19 protein-coding genes are annotated in these 18,778 nt (G+C 43.0%); 11 read left to right on the forward strand and 8 right to left on the reverse strand.

Going from position 1 to position 18,778, the window contains the following annotated elements:
• Positions 1 to 6 precede the first annotated feature (6 nt).
• Complete coding sequence (locus RM347_RS13045) at positions 7 to 951, reverse strand: heme-dependent oxidative N-demethylase family protein (protein WP_322720406.1); 945 nt, start codon at positions 949 to 951, stop codon at positions 7 to 9.
• A gap of 188 nt (positions 952 to 1,139) precedes the next feature.
• Positions 1,140 to 1,697 carry a methylmalonic aciduria and homocystinuria type D protein gene (locus RM347_RS13050; protein ID WP_322720350.1) on the reverse strand — a complete coding sequence of 186 codons (558 nt, stop codon included), beginning with the start codon at positions 1,695 to 1,697 and terminating at the stop codon, positions 1,140 to 1,142.
• 170 nt (positions 1,698 to 1,867) lie between these two features.
• Between RM347_RS13050 and RM347_RS13055 the strand changes: the two genes are divergently transcribed.
• Positions 1,868 to 2,119: a hypothetical protein gene (locus RM347_RS13055; protein ID WP_322720349.1), complete on the forward strand. Its 252-nt coding sequence runs from the start codon at positions 1,868 to 1,870 to the stop codon at positions 2,117 to 2,119.
• A gap of 53 nt (positions 2,120 to 2,172) precedes the next feature.
• Here RM347_RS13055 and RM347_RS13060 read toward each other — a convergent pair whose 3' ends face one another.
• Positions 2,173 to 2,379 carry a glycogen debranching protein gene (locus RM347_RS13060; RefSeq protein ID WP_292696872.1) on the reverse strand — a complete coding sequence of 69 codons (207 nt, stop codon included), beginning with the start codon at positions 2,377 to 2,379 and terminating at the stop codon, positions 2,173 to 2,175.
• 146 nt (positions 2,380 to 2,525) lie between these two features.
• On the reverse strand, positions 2,526 to 3,179 hold the full coding sequence (locus RM347_RS13065) for a MotA/TolQ/ExbB proton channel family protein (protein ID WP_322720348.1): 654 nt from the start codon (positions 3,177 to 3,179) through the stop codon (positions 2,526 to 2,528).
• 147 nt (positions 3,180 to 3,326) lie between these two features.
• Here RM347_RS13065 and RM347_RS13070 point away from each other — a divergent pair, with 147 nt between their 5' ends.
• A complete protein-coding gene (locus tag RM347_RS13070) occupies positions 3,327 to 3,503 on the forward strand; it encodes a DUF6888 family protein (RefSeq protein ID WP_409339947.1) in 177 nt (58 codons plus the stop codon).
• Complete coding sequence (locus RM347_RS13075; RefSeq protein ID WP_322720347.1) at positions 3,500 to 3,724, forward strand: DUF6887 family protein; 225 nt, start codon at positions 3,500 to 3,502, stop codon at positions 3,722 to 3,724. The genes RM347_RS13070 and RM347_RS13075 overlap by 4 nt, the downstream gene beginning before the upstream one ends.
• A 13-nt stretch (positions 3,725 to 3,737) precedes the next feature.
• On the opposite strand, the gene rsmH is transcribed toward RM347_RS13075, so the two are convergent.
• Positions 3,738 to 4,634: a 16S rRNA (cytosine(1402)-N(4))-methyltransferase RsmH gene (gene rsmH, locus RM347_RS13080; protein ID WP_322720346.1), complete on the reverse strand. Its 897-nt coding sequence runs from the start codon at positions 4,632 to 4,634 to the stop codon at positions 3,738 to 3,740.
• A 418-nt stretch (positions 4,635 to 5,052) separates the two neighbouring features.
• Between rsmH and RM347_RS13085 the strand changes: the two genes are divergently transcribed.
• The 7 genes from RM347_RS13085 to RM347_RS13115 all read left to right on the forward strand — a co-directional run bounded on the left by RM347_RS13085 (position 5,053) and on the right by RM347_RS13115 (position 13,906).
• Positions 5,053 to 6,237 (forward strand): NAD(P)H-quinone oxidoreductase subunit H, encoded by a 1,185-nt coding sequence (locus RM347_RS13085; protein WP_322720345.1) that lies wholly within the window; start codon positions 5,053 to 5,055, stop codon positions 6,235 to 6,237.
• A 344-nt stretch (positions 6,238 to 6,581) separates the two neighbouring features.
• Positions 6,582 to 7,142, forward strand: coding sequence for a Uma2 family endonuclease (locus RM347_RS13090; protein WP_322720344.1), 561 nt, complete (start codon positions 6,582 to 6,584; stop codon positions 7,140 to 7,142).
• 1,060 nt (positions 7,143 to 8,202) lie between these two features.
• The gene (locus RM347_RS13095; RefSeq protein ID WP_322720343.1) at positions 8,203 to 8,739 is read left to right on the forward strand and encodes a GAF domain-containing protein; all 537 of its coding nucleotides are present in this window, start codon (positions 8,203 to 8,205) and stop codon (positions 8,737 to 8,739) included.
• A gap of 82 nt (positions 8,740 to 8,821) precedes the next feature.
• The gene (locus RM347_RS13100) at positions 8,822 to 9,211 is read left to right on the forward strand and encodes a VOC family protein (RefSeq protein WP_322720342.1); all 390 of its coding nucleotides are present in this window, start codon (positions 8,822 to 8,824) and stop codon (positions 9,209 to 9,211) included.
• A 256-nt stretch (positions 9,212 to 9,467) separates the two neighbouring features.
• The gene (locus tag RM347_RS13105) at positions 9,468 to 11,195 is read left to right on the forward strand and encodes a Dyp-type peroxidase (RefSeq protein WP_322720341.1); all 1,728 of its coding nucleotides are present in this window, start codon (positions 9,468 to 9,470) and stop codon (positions 11,193 to 11,195) included.
• Positions 11,196 to 11,431: 236 nt separating this feature from the next.
• A complete protein-coding gene (locus tag RM347_RS13110; RefSeq protein WP_322720340.1) occupies positions 11,432 to 12,688 on the forward strand; it encodes a class I SAM-dependent methyltransferase in 1,257 nt (418 codons plus the stop codon).
• Between the two features lie 351 nt (positions 12,689 to 13,039).
• Positions 13,040 to 13,906, forward strand: coding sequence for an NAD(P)-dependent oxidoreductase (locus RM347_RS13115; RefSeq protein WP_322720339.1), 867 nt, complete (start codon positions 13,040 to 13,042; stop codon positions 13,904 to 13,906).
• A gap of 153 nt (positions 13,907 to 14,059) precedes the next feature.
• Here the strand turns inward: RM347_RS13115 and RM347_RS13120 are convergent, their stop codons facing one another.
• Positions 14,060 to 16,189: a chromosome segregation ATPase gene (locus tag RM347_RS13120; protein WP_322720338.1), complete on the reverse strand. Its 2,130-nt coding sequence runs from the start codon at positions 16,187 to 16,189 to the stop codon at positions 14,060 to 14,062.
• Positions 16,190 to 16,342: 153 nt separating this feature from the next.
• On the reverse strand, positions 16,343 to 17,248 hold the full coding sequence (hslO, locus tag RM347_RS13125) for an Hsp33 family molecular chaperone HslO (RefSeq protein ID WP_322720337.1): 906 nt from the start codon (positions 17,246 to 17,248) through the stop codon (positions 16,343 to 16,345).
• Between the two features lie 140 nt (positions 17,249 to 17,388).
• On the opposite strand from hslO, the gene RM347_RS13130 reads away from it, so the two are divergent.
• A complete protein-coding gene (locus RM347_RS13130; RefSeq protein WP_322720336.1) occupies positions 17,389 to 17,775 on the forward strand; it encodes a hypothetical protein in 387 nt (128 codons plus the stop codon).
• 426 nt (positions 17,776 to 18,201) lie between these two features.
• Here RM347_RS13130 and RM347_RS13135 read toward each other — a convergent pair whose 3' ends face one another.
• Positions 18,202 to 18,627, reverse strand: coding sequence for a universal stress protein (locus RM347_RS13135; RefSeq protein WP_322720335.1), 426 nt, complete (start codon positions 18,625 to 18,627; stop codon positions 18,202 to 18,204).
• Between the last annotated feature and the right edge of the window lie 151 nt (positions 18,628 to 18,778).

The following is an 18,778-nucleotide window of genomic DNA, read 5'->3' on the forward strand; positions in this document are numbered from 1 at the left end:
TATATTTTACTCATCTAACCACTCCAAAATACTAGCTTTGCTCTCTACCAAACCTTTATAAACCAGTGATTTGGGTGTCATGGATTCGATTGCCTCACGCAGCTTAGACCGTAACACTGGGTTTTTTCTCACTACACCACAATCTCTAAAGTAAGTACGAATACTAAAAAGCGCCGCTTCATACTCTGGTAGTCCCCAAATTACTTGTCGCTCAATTCGTAGATAAAGCTTGGGATGCTGTAAATCAAAGCTTCTACCTTGCCATTGGTTAGCTGACACACCAGGCGGTGGTTCGGGATGGTGATTGAGGCGGGTGTCGGTACTCAAACCCCAAGCAAAGCGCACCATCGGTTTGTGGGTAATCATTGTATGAGCGATCGCATCCCCTCGCCGATTTATTTTTTCCATACCAGCCACAGGTGCATGAATTGTGGCGAAATCTTTACCAATTTTCTCCTCAGCTGACCAGTGATTGGGATAGCAGAGATGAACTGCACTCAACCAGTTGCTACCATCAGCAGAACGGCAAATAATTGTCAGGTCTTCTTGTACCTGTGCTGCTAAAGCATCAAGGGTAGAGGCGTAAGCTGGAACAACTGAACTACCCTCAGCTTGCTGTAACTGCAACTCTGCATCTAAATAGAGGGTTTCTTTGGTAAGTTGGCTGTGAAATGTCACAGTGTTATCTATTGACTTTTGGTAGTAAAAATGCTGTGGATGTTCTTGAGTGAGGCGATTAATTATCAAACGAGCGATCGCACCTGCCACAGCCTGAGAATAATTGCAGATTTGGTAGTACTTGTTCAACCGTTCCCCACGAGCTAAAAGTTTAGCCTGACGGTAGTGGCTAAAATTATCATCAATTTGAAATACCTGCTGATCAGCCTCAGTGTTACCCAAACAGGAACCGAAAGGCATCATCCCCGGCTTGACTTCGTAACGTCCACTCATCAGAGGGAAATAGCAAGCCGCACTATTAGAGGCTTCGACTGTCTTAGCTTCCTGCAAGAAATTGTTTGGAGACACAGGTGCTACTATGCGTCTTTACATACCCATTTCTAACATACATAAAGGTATGAGGTAGAAATAACCAATGACTAATGACTAATAACTAATGACTAATGACCAATGACTAATGACTAATAATCAATTTCTTTCCACCCATGCATGGATGCTATGCCTTTTGTAACCCATTCGATCACAATTGGGGGAGCTTCTGATATCAAAATACTAGGATAAACTGCTGCACCCCAGTCGGGATGAACTAACACACGGCATTGATTTTTAATCACTGGATAGTTGAGCAAAGCTTTGACAACTGCTGTGTCATCGTGAGGTATTGCTCCGGGATGTGACAGTAAAGGATAGCCTGTACGAGGGTCGATTAAGTCTGTTAAATAGCCGCGATCGCGCAGATTAAATGCCAGATCGCAGCCAAATCGCATAAACTTTTCTCGTAAGCGTTCTTTCTCTGACTCTACTTCTGCTGTTTTTTTGACTAATTGATAACGCGATTGCTGTAAGACAATCACTACTCTTAAAAATGGCTGCCGTTTCCAATCTGGTAATATCCGTTCGCAGTTGGCACAGATATATTGGCTGGGAGCATGAATTGAAATTTGAACCGCTTGTCCTGTTTCGCCAACTAAATTAATGGGACAGGCTTGCTCCGAAGTGTAAACTTTGGGATAGTTCACTAAATTGATTCGTTTTATGCAAGTTTTTTAATTTAATCTACGGTAAAGATGATACCTCTTAAAAGTTCAGAAAAATCATCAATTTTATATAGTATGTCACTTTTTTTGGAAGCAGTTGCTAATAATTTGATAATTTTAATCCGAATTTCATCCTTTATTAACCTGTTCTCATGGGATTTGCTGCGATCGCTGTAGGCATTAGCATAGATGCAGCGTGTGTTAGACAAGCGATGCCTATGGCGGGCTACGCCTACGCTTTTGAAATCTGTTCGTCAAAATCCCAAAAAATTACCTCCATCTCAAACGATTTGCAGCCAAAACCAAAATGGTATAACTGTCAGCAAAGCTGGGTTAAACAGCTGTCTGGTGAAGCAAAGCGCGTCGGAGTTTCGCTCAAAGGTGAGCAGAAAAGACAAAGGTAATCTTGTCTACTGGGAAAAAGTTAAGCTCTTAGCCTACTTTCCATAGCGCCCAATTAATTGAGTTTTAAAGAATTCACCGGCACTTCATCCCAAGAATCAACTGTCCGCAATTGCGCTACCCAACCTGCTGCCTTTTGCGTCTCGGTCAAATTATTCTGAAATGAATCATGACACTCTTTGGCTTGAGATTCATTACAAGTAGCAATACAGGCATGAATCATCCCAGATGGATCAATTTGCTCATTTACCCAAATAGTCATGGAATATTCCCTCGAAAACTGTAGCGAAAAAACCTATTCGTCATTTTAGAATACTATTTAGAGTCGAAAATTGTAGAGCAAAATTGGTAACAAATAGTGAACTAATCCCAATTATCGATTACTAATTTACATTACTCAGTTCCGCTTCATCTGGTAGGCACATAGGATTTATCTCCTCTTTCATAGCGACGGCGGTAGAGTAATTCTAACTGTCCACCATATTCTTGAATCCAGGCAATCTGGCGCTGGTAGAGTCCCCGGAAGGTATTGGCAAATAAAAGTGTAAAGATTGCCACTACCAACCCTGATGCTGTGGATACTAAAGCTTCACTAATTCCCGATGTCACACCTGTTGTTTTACTACCTCCCACATCTCCAATATTCAGAGAGGCAAAGGAGGTAATTAATCCCAAGACGGTGCCGAGAAGTCCCAATAGAGGTGCAAGACCAATAATTGTCTCAAAAATATTTTGGGAGCGTTTAAGTAAAGGGATTTCGGCTTGTGCTTCACTTTCTAATGCCAAACGAAATTCCTCTGGTGTCGGCTCCTCCAATTCTAAAGCTGCTAAAAAAATTCGAGCAATGGGTAAATCGCTATTTTTCTGTAATTTATCTAAAGCACCAACTACATTATCAAGGCGATAAAGTTGTAGCACCTCTCGCACTACCTTGTTTTGCCGATTACTTATCCTTACCCAAAAGATGATCCGTTCGATAATCAGCGCCACCCCTAACAAAGAGAACCCGAGCAGAGGCCACATGACTACGCCACCTGCTGTAAACAGATTACTAATTTCCATCTACTATTTTTTAACTCTTCAACAAGGCTAGGTTAACAGATTGTTGAGATGGAGCAGTTTAAGGCTCACAGCAGCTTTTCTGCTATCCTCAGTCTGGCCGATCGCGATCGCAGCAGTAACTTTAATAAATCTTAAGGAGTTCAGATTATTCCTACACCAGAACAAAAAACACAGTGCTACATATTGTGCTGCTGGTTTACTAAGCTTTACTTGCCTATTAATATCGTTCGTATGGATGAACGAACAAAAAATCTATTCTTCTTGGCAGGTGAGGAAAATATTATAGAAATATACCCTAACGGTAAATGGAGATACATAGGATGAGCAAACCTAATTTTCATGCAATGAGTCAGAAAGAGTTACATGATTACGTTCTTGCTCATCGGGAAGATCGGGAAGCCTTCTACGCTTATGTGGATAAGCTGCATCTCGAAGGTAATTGGATTGAAATGCCACCGTTAGAGTCAGAACAGGATTTAGAAAATTATCCTAAGTTCATTGAGCATATTCGCAGCAGTTCTGAGCCACGAGATGGAACAGTTTAAGGTTGCATTGTAGTTACAGCAGCTTTTGGGCTATCCTCAACTTGGCCGATCGCGATCGCGGATTTTTACTAATTTCCTCTTCCTGTGCAATAATCGGCTTTTTTGTCAATACTTTTAATAAAGGTGAATTTCTTAAACCATGCTTCACCGGACGGTCTTCCAGACTGTGAAAGCTAATAATCGCAATTCTGCCACCAGGGACAAGGGCATTTGGTGCTTTATCCAAAAAGGTTTCTAGGGATTTTAACTCATCATTGACGACAATTCGCAGAGCTTGAAAAACCCGGGTAGCGGGGTGGATTCTCCCATAACGGTATTTAGGGGGAACTGAAGAAGCGATCGCATCAGCCAATTCTGTAGTCGTGTGCAATGGACGCCGTTCGACAATGCGTCTCGCAATCCGCCGCGATAATCTCTCCTCACCGTACTTAAAGAAAATATCTGCTAATTCTGCTTCATCCCAATTATTAATCACATCAGCAGCAGTTAGCGATCGCCCTCGATCCATTCGCATATCCAAACTTGCAGCTTGGCGAAAGCTAAAACCTCGTTCTGCTTGGTCTAAATGGTAAGAACTTACCCCCAAATCGGCTAAAATACCATCGAAAGTGTTAGGGGGAAACTCGTAGTCAGCAAAATTGCTATAAATAAATTGTATGCGATCGCTATATTCAGCTAAATTCTTTTGCGCGGCGGCTAAAGCATCTTTATCTTGGTCAACTGCTGTTACCCGCACATCCGCCGCAGCTTCTAAAATCAGCCGACTGTGACCACCACCGCCTACCGTCACATCTAAATAATGTCCACCTGGACGCACCGCCAAACCCTCAATTACCTCCCGACCCAAAACCGAAATATGGGAAAAAGCCAGTTCTTCTAAATCTAACGGTGTTTGTGAATCTGATTTCATCTTTAATTTTATTTTTGATAAATAAATTGACTCCTGTATTCTGACTTCTGAATTCTTCTTCAAAAATCTAAATAGCTGTTGGCTGTATACGTACCATTCGCCTTAGACACGAACTTATACAAGATTGAACAGGATTTAACAACATCAGGATTTTAAATGCAAAAAGAGATTAGATGAAAAAAACCTGTGCCTCAATCCCTTGCATATCAAGCTTCCCTATAATAATTGAAGAGGTGCAACGAAATGAAACATCAATTACAACTCCTCGGCTGCTATCCTCTCTCCAACATAACCCTGTAGAGTCCTAATTATATAGATTGCCCCTACAAACCTCATTTTGGCAAACTAGATAAATCAGGTCTGGTTGGCATCTGGGCGATTCAATTCAAAATTTTCACGAACGGAGAACACGAAATCTATGACCAGACTAGAAACCCGCACTGAACCAATGGTGCTAAACATGGGGCCACACCACCCCTCAATGCACGGGGTTCTGCGGCTAATCATGACTCTGGATGGCGAGGATGTCGTTGACTGTGAACCAGTTATTGGCTATTTGCACCGGGGAATGGAAAAAATTGCCGAGAACCGCACTAATGTAATGTACGTCCCTTACGTCAGTCGCTGGGACTACGCGGCGGGAATGTTCAACGAAGCCGTCACTGTCAACGCCCCAGAAAAACTTGCAGGTGTTGCTGTCCCCAAACGTGCTAGCTACATCCGCGTCATCATGCTGGAGTTGAACCGCATCGCTAACCACTTGCTGTGGTTTGGCCCATTCCTAGCTGACGTGGGCGCACAAACTCCCTTCTTCTACCAGTTCCGAGAACGGGAGATGATTTATGATTTGTGGGAAGCCGCCACAGGTTATCGGATGGTAAATAATAATTACTTCCGTGTTGGTGGAGTAGCAGCCGATTTACCTTACGGTTGGGTAGATAAGTGTCTAGAATTCTGCGACTACCTGTTACCTAAAGTTGATGAGTACGAACGTTTAGTAACCGATAACCCCATCTTCCGGCGACGTGTTGAGGGTATTGGGACTATCACCCGTGAAGAAGCAATTAACTGGGGACTTTCTGGCCCAATGTTACGCGCATCTGGCGTGCAGTGGGATTTGCGGAAAGTTGACCATTACGAATGCTACGACGATTTCGACTGGGATGTGCAGTGGGAAACCGCTGGTGATTGCTTTGCCCGTTACGTGGTGCGGATGCGGGAAATGCGCGAATCTGTGAAGATTATTCGCCAAGCAATTAAAGGACTTCCCGGTGGCCCTTACGAAAATCTGGAAGCCAAGCGTTTAGCCGCAGGTAAAAAATCCGAGTGGGACGCATTTGATTACCAATTCATCGGCAAAAAAGTTTCCCCCACTTTCAAGATTCCCAAAGGTGAAATCTACTCTCGTGTAGAAAGTGGCAAAGGTGAATTGGGAATTTATTTGGTTGGCGATGATAACGTCTTCCCTGCACGGTGGAAGATTCGTCCAGCGGATTTCAACAACCTCCAGATTGTCCCCCATTTACTGCGCGGGATGAAGGTTGCAGATATTGTGGTGATTCTCGGCAGTGTTGACGTAATCATGGGGTCTGTGGATAGGTAGATAATATCTATCTAAGTACTTTTTAGAGCAGTTGTATTACAGTGCAACTGCTCTTTTTTTTTACTAACCACAGAGGCGCAGAGAACACAGAGAGAAGGAAAAAATGCTGGGATTATATCAAGCCTAATACATGGTGCGATCGCACCGTTTACTCTTGAGCCATTTCTTCTCTGGCTGGAAAATTTTTTTTACGTCAGCTATTGATAGTCTCAACCGTTAACTGAGAAGCGGTATTAATAATTAGCAGCGACTTCTAGTCGCTAGGGCTAATATGAATTGAGACTTGACACACATCCTCTAAAATACTTTAAAGATATAATTTAATTATTTTAGGAGTAAATTTTATGGTTATATTATCATCTAATCTTTCTTTAACAGAGTTTCTGCAATTACCAGAAACTCAACCAGCTAGTGAGTATATTGATGCAAAAATCTACCAAAAACCAATGCCGCAGGGAAAACATAGCAGAATCCAAACTCGTTTATCAACTGAGATTAATCAGGTAAGCGAACCTGAGCAAAAAGCTTTAGCATTAACTGAATTACGCTGTACATTTGGAGGACGTTCTTTAGTTCCCGATATTGCTGTATTTGAGTGGTCGCGGCTTGTTGTTGATGAAGATGGGGAAATTGCCAATAAATTTGAAATTTATCCAGATTGGATAATTGAAATTATATCACCCGATCAATTTCCCAACCGTGTGATTGATAAAATTATTTTCTGTATTAATCATGGTACAAAACTAGGTTGGTTTATTGACTCTAATGATAAATCTGTGATGGTATTTCAACCTAATAAATTACCAGAAGTAAAATATAATAATGATAAATTGACTGTTATTGATGTATTAGCAGATTGGCAAATTACGCCAGCAGATATATTTAGTTGGTTAAAAGTTAAATAATTAAAAGGGTGCTTATAAACAGCGACTACACAAGCAAAACCCATCTCCGTGAGTTTCAAACCCTCAATTTTTACCTCGTTACCTTGTTCCCAGAATAGTCGGTTGGGTTTCGCAAAGCCTCAACCCAACAAAGCTTTGATAATGTTGGGTTACCCTACGGTAAGCAACCTACGCCTTGCGGAAAACACCGAAATGAGAAAGTAAACTGGGGTTTGAGAAAGCAAAAGCTTCTTTTACTTGCGGAAAACACCCTTGCGGAAAACACCGAAATGAGAAAGTAAACTGGGGTTTGAGAAAGCAAAAGCTTCTTTTACTTGCGGAAAACACCGAAATGAGAAAGTAAACTGGGGTTTGAGAAAGCAAAAGCTTCTTTTACTTGCGGAAAACACCGAAATGAGAAAGTAAACTGGGGTTTGAGAAAGCAAAAGCTTCTTTTACTTGCGGAAAACACCAAAATGAGAAAGCAAACTGGAGTTTGAGAAAGCAAAAGCTTCTTTTACTTGCGGAAAACACCAAAATGAATAAGTCAAATGGCATTTTGAGTAAGTCAAATGACATTTTGATAAAGCATTTCAGTATTTTGAGAAAGTAAACAGGCATTTTTATAAAGCAATTAGACATTTTTATAAAGTTATCAGCAAATATACTTGACAAGTAAAAATCACGACGGCATACACCAAGCTAACGCTCAAACATAACTCCAAAGCTTATGAAGGTTTCGAACGATGTTGACTGACAAATGTCTGTAGCTAGGAATACAAACTGATTTATTACATTACAGTTTGAAGTATATTTATTGCCTCAAACTATAAAAAACTGAACATATTATTTGTAATTTTTCAAAATTCTTAATTTTAAATTTATATTTTTGAATATTCTCTGGTGCAGATTAAAAAAATTAATTTCTTAATAATTTATTTTAAATTCTCCGAAGAGGTTGACTAGTATTATGTTCCGTTAAAATTGAATTGCTGCTATAAATACAAGAATGTATTTAAATAAGGTCTAATAAATTACTATATAAATCCGGTAGCATTTACTTAGTCGTAATTTTAGAACCGTGCAAATTCATCCTCACTCCGAATTTCACCATAGCCGCGATCGCCGTGAACAGGGTTTGCAAAATTTGCTCGATCGCCTTGTTAAAACAATGCAGCGCGATGAGTTAGTCCGGCAAACAACCAATCAACTCAGAGAATCGCTTCAGGTTGATCGGGTAGTGTTGTATTATTTTTACGGGCAGTGGCAAGGACAGGTGACTTTTGAATCTTTGAGTTCTAAAGAATTGTCTATACTTGGTTCCACTGGCCCAGATGATTGTTTTAACAACGAGTATGCTGATTTATACTTAGCAGGACGGGTAAAGGCGATCGCTGATATTGAATTAGAGCCAATCCAGCCTTGTCACCGAGATTTTCTTGGCAATTTGCAGGTTCGTGCCAACTTAGTTGTACCAATTGTCATACCTAGAGGATTATGGGGATTGCTAATAGCACATCACTGTGAAGGGCCTCATTATTGGTCCCCATCAGATATAGAAATGATGCAAACAGGGGCACAAACTCTAGCAACAGATCGTAATATTCTGGAGAGTTAACTCACTGTGTATTCAAATGGCATAGAGTTAAGTAGCAGAAATCCTCGCCAGCACTGATTTTTCTAGATAAGGAGAAAAAACTGTGAAATTTGGTTACACGGTCATCTGGGTAGACGATGTAGTTAAAACAGTTGAGTTTTACGAAAAAGCCTTTGGTCTAGTTCGTCGCACTCTTGTAGATAAGGGGCAATCTATCTGGGCCGAAATCGAAACCGGAAACACCACACTAGCTTTCTCTTCTAGTAGCGAAGCACAGAAGTTATTTCCTGGAGGTTTCCATGCCAACGACGCCACACAACCACCGACATTAATCCAGATATCATTTATTACTCCTGATGTTGGCAGCGCTTACATGAGAGCAATCGGGGCAGGTGCAAAAACACTAGATGCCCCTAAAACCCAGCCTGGAGGAAAAACTATTGCTCATGTCCGCGATCCCAATGGGGTGCTGGTGTCGTTGGTGAGTGCCTAAGTAGCAAATTGCCTTGAACGCAATTAATTGGGCTGAGGATTGCGATCGCTATCTTGCTCTTCTATACTACCTATTTAAAATATGTATATTTTATTTACATAACGCAATCTTCCTAACCATGAAATATGGGTAGAATTGCTGCATAAATCTTTTACCTAAGTCCGATAAGTTAACACAGGCTCCCATTAGGGATAACTGATTTGATATTTCCATTCTGGAATAGCCAATAGGTTTTACCATAAACAGGACTTTGATCATGACACAACAAATAATTCGTGAAGCACCTGCTCCTGAACCGTTAGAAGGTCAACAGGCAAATGCATTCTACGTCTCTGCGCCTAATGAGCCTATTCTCAATGTCAACAATATTCAAGGCAACATTCTAGGTGGGTTTAATAAAGACTACCAAGCCCTCTTTTTCCTTGAAATTGAAAATCCAAAGGCTTTCAAGCAGTGGCTTAAGTCACAGATCAATTTCATTGCCACCGCTTCAGAAGTGATTGCCTTCAACCGCTTATTCAAGTCCAGCAGACTACGGCGAGGCCGAGAAGGTGCTGTTAAGGCAACCTGGGTTAATATAGCTTTCTCCTTTGAGGGGCTGAAGAAACTAACCAATGATGCCGACTCATTTACGGATGCATCCTTTAAAGCTGGACTAGCAGCACGCGCTGCTGATTTGAACGACCCGGTGGATAAGGATGGTAAGCCTATTGGCTGGGTTGTGGGTGGGCCGGATAATGGCAAAGTTGATGTGGTTTTCATCATTGCCAGCGACGAACGCGCGGACTTGCTGGTAGAAGTCTCGCGGATTTTAGAAAGCATTGTGGCATTTACAGATGGGAAAGGCAACGCTAAGAGCAGCGGAGCCAAAATTACCTTCTTGGAAGAGGGAGCCAACTTACCCCCACCCCTGTCTGGACATGAGCATTTCGGCAACCTGGATGGAATATCACAACCTGGTATTCGTGGCAGGGTTTCTGATAATCCCAAAGAACTTCTCACTCCTCGGCAGAACCCAGAGAATAAAAACCAGGGCAAGCCCGGACAGGATCTTCTATGGCCAGGAGAGTTCGTTTTTGGCTATGAGGGTCAAAACAATGATGCTAAAACCTTGGAAGATAGCAAAGGTAAGGTTGTGTCGGCAGGACTACACTGGGCAAATGATGGCTCTTACCTTGTATTCCGGCGATTGCGTCAAGATGTGTATAAGTTCCACAAGTTCTTGAACGATATTGCTGCTGACCTAGACACTGACCCTCGAAAGGTGAGTGCAAAGCTGATTGGTCGCTGGCCTAGTGGTGCTCCCACTGTCCGCACGCCCGAAGAAGATGCCCCAAGTTTGGGTAATGATGACAATGCCAACAATGATTTTGAATTCAACGGTGACGATCCACCAGATGGAAAATTCTTCAAAAACGACGTAGTACCACCTTCCAAGGATGCAACGGGTCTGCGCTGCCCGTTTATTGCCCATACCCGCAAGACTTATCCACGCGATGACAAAACACCAGGAGGTGGAGGCCCAGGGCCAGAAGAGATTGACCGCAGTGAAGTGACCACTCAAACACACCGCTTGCTCCGTCGCGGTATTCCTTATGGCCCGGTGTCTCCTTCAACGCCGAACAATCCGCTACAAGATGAGAAGTTTGTTGATCGTGGTCTCCACTTTTTGGCTTATCAGACCTCAATTGAAGACCAGTTTGAGTTTGTAACCAGGTTCTGGGCTAACAATCCAAACTTCAGTGAGGAGGCGGCTACCGGCCACGAGTTTGGAGGTAAATTAACTCTTGGTCACGATCCAATTATTGGTCAAAGTGAAAATAACGGCGATCGCACACGCAAGTTCTTTATCCACCTTGAGGATGACCAAAATAAACCTCAAACTAAGCAGTTGACAGCACCTGAAGACTGGGTGATTCCTACTGGTGGCGGCTACTTCTTTGCACCGTCGATTTCTGCTTTAAAGGAAGTATTGACAAAGTAAGGACTTGATGCATCTAGTAGATGCTGAACCATTTTGTGGCGTTGCATTGATGGGCGATCGCATAGAACCGCAAACTTCTCAAGTTTTGTCTGTCAATAAATGCCAGCACTCATAGCACAGTGGTCGATATTATGGGGTTTGTAGACCGTTAGGGAAATTATGAATTATGAATTTTGTTTTGCATCATTCATAATTCATTTATTTTCTCTATTCCCCAATCTAAAACCTCAAATTTTATGGATTCAAATCCAGCATTGTGTGCTGCGATCGCAAATCACATTACCACCAGTCCCCAGCAGCGAATTACTTTTGCTGAATTCATGGACATGGCATTATACCACCCTGAGCATGGCTACTATTCCAGCGATGCAGTCAAAATTGGCTTTCAGGGTGGTGATTTTTTCACCTCTCCCAACCTCTGTGCTGACTTTGGCGAGTTACTAGCAGAACAATTTTTCCAGATGTGGGAGATTTTAGGAAAACCTGTACCCTTTTCCCTGGTAGAAATGGGAGCAGGTCAAGGATTGCTGGCATTGCATATCCTTAAATATCATCAGCTACGCTACCCAGATTTTTTTACTGCACTGGAGTACATCATTGTTGAAAAGTCCCCAACTTTAAGGCAAGAACAGCAGCAACGCTTGCAAGATTTCCCTGTGCGTTGGTGCAATTTAGAGGAAATACCACCAAATGCGATCGCAGGCTGCTTTTTTTCCAACGAGTTAGTAGATGCTTTCCCCGTCCATCAATTCATCCTAGAAACGGGCGAACTACGAGAAATTTATGTGACAACATCAAACCTAACCCTCCAACCCCCTTCAAGTGAGTCCTTCTCCCCTCCCCGCACTTCGTGCCGCTACGCGAACGTAGGGGAGGGGTTGGGGGAGAGGTCAAATTTTGCATTTGTAGAAGTAACAGGGGAACCTTCAACGCCCCAACTAGCTGAACATTTGGATTCACTGGGAATCGACTTGACCCAAAGTGCATATCCAGATGGCTACCGTAGTGAAATTAATTTAGCTGCTCTAGACTGGTTGAGTATAGTAGCAGACCGCTTGCAGCGCGGCTATGTGTTAACAATTGATTATGGCTACCCTGCCAGTCGTTACTATAATCCCAGGCGATCGCAAGGAACGCTACAGTGTTATTACCATCATCGTTTCCATGACAACCCCTATATTAATATTGGGCGACAAGATATCACTGTCCATGTTGACTTTACGGCTTTGGAACGCTGGGGCGAGAAGTGCAATTTAAAGAACGTCGGTTTTATCCAACAAGGATTATTTTTAATGGCGTTGGGGTTAGGCGAACGCATTGCTGCCCTTTCTGATCAAAAGCAACCCCTCTCACAATTACTACAGCGGCGGGATGCACTACACCAACTTCTAGATCCCACAGGACTGGGCGGCTTTGGAGTTCTTGTTCAGAGCAAAGGTTTGCACAAGACAGAAATTTCTCAACCACTAAAAGGATTGACCCTGCCAGAGTAAACGTTACTTTGAAAAGTTAAAACTCTATTTAAGAATGCAGTATTAGTCTTATTTAGACTAGCATAACAGTGATTACTGTAAAGTTAAACACACTACCAAAGTAATAATTATGTCCACTCATGACCTGTTAATGTTAGTAACCTTACTTACTCCTGGTATTTTACTTTCAGTGATAATTATGATGACTTTTGCCGCTGGTGGTTGATCGCCAAATGTAAGAGTTAATAGTCAGTGAACAGTTATAAGTATTCAGAAATCACTGTTCACTGATAACTGAATATTAAAATCTAATAATGGAAACGCGATGTCTACGACGGGCTACGCCTACGCTGTACCAAAGGAACGTAAAAAATGAAGGTGGCATTTCTGGGAACTGGACTGATGGGACTACCAATGGCTCAAAGGTTATTAGCCGCAGATATACAGCTAGTTGCCTACAATCGCACCCCAGAAAAATTAGCACCATTACAAGCAGCTGGGGCTGAAATTGTCACACATCCTCGCCACGCCATTCGTGCTGCTGAGTGCGTAATCCTCATGCTTACTAATGCCCCGGCCATTTATAATGTGTTGCTTTCAGATACCGCTTGGCAAACTCTGGAAGGGCGCACAATCATCCAAATGGGAACAATTACTCCCACAGAAAGCCAGGAAATTAGAGATGCAGTTGTTGCAGGTGGTGGTGAGTATTTAGAAGCACCCGTATTAGGGAGTATCCCAGAAGCAAAAGCTGGCAAATTGAGTGTCATGGTAGGTGCCGAGCCAGAACAATACGAACGCTACTTGAAGTTACTCCAAAATTTTGGGAGAGAACCTTTACTTATAGGGCCAGTGGGATCTGCGGCGGCGCTCAAATTAGCACTAAATCAACTAATAGCTTCCCTAACAACTAGCTTTGCTCTGAGTCTAGCTTTTGTCCAACGTCAGGGTGTCGATGTGGATGTGTTCATGCAAATATTGCGCGATAGTTCACTCTACGCACCTACCTTTGACAAAAAGCTACAACGGATGTTGGATGGCAATTATGCCGATCCGAATTTCCCCACAAAACACTTGCTTAAAGATACAGAATTGTTTATCTCTGAAGCCAAATCTCGGAGTTTGGATCTCAGCAGTATTAAAGGTGTGCGGCAAATCTTGCAAACAGCCGTGAAAATGTCATTTGCTGATGATGATTACTCATCACTATTTTCTGTCATCAAAGAATGGGGAGAATGAATTTTCCTAGGGGCACAGATGTGTGCCCCCTATGTGAAAAATGTTGTAATTTGAGACAAATTGAGGCAAGTTTCTCCCTACACCCCGACATCTTTGATATGCTTTTTGAAAATGCTGAATCAAAAGCTTTTAACTAAATCGTTAATAAGGATATTACTGCCCATTAATAGTAGTTGATGGAGGAAATGGTTGAGATTCCGGCTGAGGCTGAAGTTCCGGTTGAGGCTGAGGTTCCGGTTGAGGATTGAGAAATTCCTGCCAAGTTCTAATTTGCTCTTGTGCTGCACTGTAAGCAGCACTACCGCGTGGAATCGATTTGGCAATGTCAATCCCTCTGGCAATATCAGACTGACCTTGAGAGCGTGCTATTTCTAACAATTGCTGACTCCATTGGTCAATAGCCAGATTTGCATCCATACGTAAGATGCTATTGTTTGAAACCCGATCCGCCAGCCGTATTGCTTCAACTAAAGCTTCTGGCGTGCCAGCTGCGCCCGCTTCCTGGGCTTTTCTCCAGTTTTCTCTAGTGCGGATTTGCCCTTGCCACTCATCTATAGCAGTTTGTGCTTCTCCAGAAAGCGCCCTTCCCGAAGAGGCAATTTGTTGAGCTGCGCTAATTGCGGCGGTGAGATTTCCACTCTGAGCCAGTTCTTGTGCTTGATCCAAGTAGGGTTGGTCTTGAATTCGCTGAATCTTTCCTACCCAAGTACGAATTTTTTTCCGTGCTTCTGGATATAATGCACGACCTCTACGAATTTCGCTGGCCTGAGCGATCGCAGCTTGCAAGGAGTTAATATCGTCAAATATTGCTATCTGTTCAGCGCGTTCCAAGTAAGGTTGGTCTTCAATTGTCTCCACTTGGGCACGCCAGCGACCTATCTCTTGTCTAGCTTCTGTGCCCCTGGGATTACTTACAGGTATGAGTTCCACTTGGGCGATCGCTGCTGTTAAATTATTGACTGTTCCCTGGCTAGCCAATATTCTCGCTTTTTCCAAATGAGCAACATCTTCAATTTCCAACTGCCAACGAGCAATCAGTTGCTGTGCTTCGTTATACACTGGTCTGGAAGGATCAATTTGTTGTGCTTGAGCGATCGCTGCCTCTAATCCAGAAACATTACCTATCCAAGCACTTCTTTTGGCGTCAGCTATGGCAATAAAGTCATCAGTTTCGCCTTGTAGTTTCGTAATCTCTGGAATTTGTCTGGCAATATTCAGCGCTTCATCGGCATCTTGCTTGTCTAGTTTTGCCTGTGCCAATTCCAGCATTTTGCGTCCAAATGCCGGAATCGCTTCCTGAGCTTTTTGGTAAAGATAACTTTCCTGCCCAATGGACTCGGCTAACTTGATCGCTTCTAGTAAATTATCGACTACTTTGCTGCTTGCTAAATTTTCGGCTTTTCCTAATTTATCGCCATCTTCCCGCGCTGTGGCAATTAGACGATTCAATTGGTCGTATTTAGTACCTGCCCAGTATTGATTGTCTACACGCAGCATTTTGGCGGATAACATGAATGCCGATTGCCAGCGCCGTTCCCGGACTTCGGCGATCGCACCGTTATATGTGGCTTCTGCCTTTGACCAAATTGACTGCCATTTGCCAATTTGCTCATCGACTAACTTATAAGCGGCCACATCTTCGGGTATTTTCTGAGCAGTAGCGATCGCTTCTTCTAAATTTCCAGTTTGGAAACTTTGATCGGCTAGCTTCAAAATATCCCGCGACCATTCTTCGATGAAACGATCGATTTCTCCATGCAACGGGTGATTTTGTGGTAGTTGCTTCACTAGAGCGATCGCTTGCAATAGGTCGTTTACTGTCTGCTTAGAAGCCGCCAACTGAGCGCAGTGTAGCCGCACGGAAGCACTCGCTAGGGGCCAGAAAATTGAGGGACAATTCGGGGCAGTTGGCAACTTTAGCAGCATTGCCATTGCCAAGAATCCTACACTGCCGGGAATTAACATTAGCAGTACTAGCCACAATGTCCAGCTTTTCATCCAGCGTGGCCATTTGCCAGAATTCCTACTGAGTTGAGCAGTTTCTTCTGAATGACTATTTATAGGTAATCCTTCTTTACGAGACGCTTTGTGTAGCTTGCTTCCCCTTTGGGGTGGGGTATCGTTTTTTTTTCGCCGCTTCACTGACTTGGAGGTAGAACCAGTAGCAGGGACATCAAATGGCTGAGTTTCACCGAATTGTTCTGTTCGGGATAATCTTTTGTTTTGATCTGGCTCTCTTCCACTGGCTGAAGACCAACTGTCTGGAATATCCCGCTCTGTCATCTCTCACACCAAAATAATTGAATAGCGCTCTGTTTTAGGTCGATAATTCCATTGTTGCCATAGTAGCTTTGTCATAATTAAAAAGCTACGTTTTCCAGGATCTCTCACCACAGATACCATTAGCGATCTAAAAAAATAGTGCCCTTTTATACTTTATCCTGAAACAGTAGATTCAGCTTGCAAATCGGCAATTAGTTGAGCTAACTGATCGCCACTTGCCTGGTAAACGTTGCCGCAAAAGTCGCAAGTTGCTTCAGCCCCATCATCTTTAACAATCATATCTTGCAGTTCCGCTTCTCCCAAAATCTTCAGTGCCCCTAAAACGCGATCAAAAGAACAACCACAGTGGAAGCGCAGCATTTGCCGTTCGGGAAAGATTACCAGCCCCATGTCTCCTAGCAAGTCGTTAAAGATTTCAGGTAACGTCTTCCCAGCTTGCAACAACGGCGTAAATCCTGCCAGGCCAGCTACCCGTGATTCCAACGTTTCTACTAGGGCTTCGTCTCTGGCAGCTTTGGGCAAAACTTGCACCAGTAATCCTCCAGCAGCAGTTACTCCACCTGCTCCCACGAACACACCTAAAACTAAAGCTGAAGGTGTTTGTTCGGAATTCACCAGATAATGAGCCACATCATCGCCAATTTCGCCAGAAACTAGTTCTACTGTACTAGAGTAAGGATAACCATAACCGATATCCCGAACAACATAGAGGTAGCCCTCACCCACTGCACCACCAACGTCTAGCTTACCTTTGGCATTGGGAGGCAATTCTACAGATGGATTTCCGACGTATCCGCGTACCGTGCCATCTAAGCCTGCATCTACCAATATGCTACCTAAAGGCCCATCGCCCTTAACCCGGACATTGACCCTCGACCCAGTTCGCTTCATGCTAGAAGCCATTAACAAGCCCGCTGCCATAGTCCGACCCAGTGCTGCTGTTGCCACATAAGAAAGCTTGTGGCGTCCTCGTGCTTCTTCTGTTAAACGTGTGGTGATCACACCTATGGCACGAATTCCACCTTCGGCTGCTGTTGCACGAATTAACTGATCCGCCATGAATAACCTTACATTTCTTAACAAGTTCACTTTTTCTATTCTAAGTTCTCTGCTGCGAGAAAAGTGACGTAGTAATAATCAGTGATTGTATTTGCAATATTAGAAATAGCGATGTCTCACCTTTAGGTAATCCTATAAAAATGCTGGGTAATTTTCAACAAAGTCAACTACGGATCGAAATCGAAGCATCAACAGATGCAATTCGGGACAGTCTGCTGCATCCAGTGCAATTAGAAAAATGGCTCTTAGGGCAACGTTTTGCTCCAGGAATGCCAGAAGAACTACTTCCCGGATTCCAGTTTACGACCTGGACTGGGCCAGTCACGATTCATCATCAAGTGGATGTTGTCAAATCCAACTGTCTCCGCTTGGTACTCAGCGGAGGTATCGACGGGTTTCACGAATGGTACTGGGGAGAAGGTTGGGTACAGTCCCGCTTGGAAGGAATTTCAATTTTGCCCTTGAATTTGGGTCAAACGCTGAGTTTGTTGAGCTTGCGTCAATTTCTGGCAACTCAAGGACGTTAAATCTATTGAACGTAGGGACAAGGGGATTTTCCTTGTCTCTATGTGTCTTCTCAATCAGCCGACAAATCCTTCAGAAGTCTTGCTTTTCTCAAAAGAAGCTAGACACTCTTTAAAGGTAAGTTGTTTTTACAAAAGTGTAAAAAAATACAGCATAACTAAATTTATTTATGAGGATTGTAATGCATAAATAATTTTGAATTCGGAGCGTACCCCTTGTCTTAAGCAAGCTTTGCGCGGCGTATTGTAGAGAAGCGACGTGGTTGCTAGGGTTGTGGTTATGGCTTGTTCTTACAGCAGTTTGCAAGTAAGTGAGGTACACAATGCAGGAATTAAAATCAGATATAAACTGTTTCTACCTCCTGCCTCAAAACCCGTACCTTTGTACTTTATGTAAAAGAAAACTGCTGTATTTGCCTTTACCTGATTCTAAATCGGCTTTACCACCAATACCGAACAATTAGCCTCTTCTACAACTTGACTGCTAACAGAACCCTGAACAATTCGTTTCATCCCCATCAACCCCCGACTGCCAATTATGATCAAGTCAGTTTTGTATATGTTGGCAATACGAATAATTTCTTCGGCGGGATCACCAGTTACCAGTTCTAACTCACTTGTAACTGATAAATTTTCCTGATAGGATTGCAGTTGTTTTTCAATCTGAAAATAAGAAAATGTTGGGGACTCTGGCTGAGGACGATCAGCGGGTAGTTCCATCTCTGACTCTGGCGTGGGAAAGACATGACAGAGAATAACCTTGGCATCTTTTGACAATGCCAAATTATCTAAAGTCTGAATTACTCGTTCTGAAATTTCCGAACCGTCCAGAGCTACCAAAACATTATTTAGCACCGCTCTCGTCTCCTAAAGAGTAGACCCCTTATATAAGTATCTAGCAAAATTAGTCGGCAGCGACACTAAACCAATTTTTTATCTGCCAACTTAGTTTATATATTTGAGGGTGCGCCATAGGTCAGTTTCACACCACTTTTACGCTGGTGCT

The sequence above is a fragment of the Nostoc sp. ChiQUE02 genome (assembly GCF_034531305.2).
GTDB lineage: Bacteria > Cyanobacteriota > Cyanobacteriia > Cyanobacteriales > Nostocaceae > Nostoc.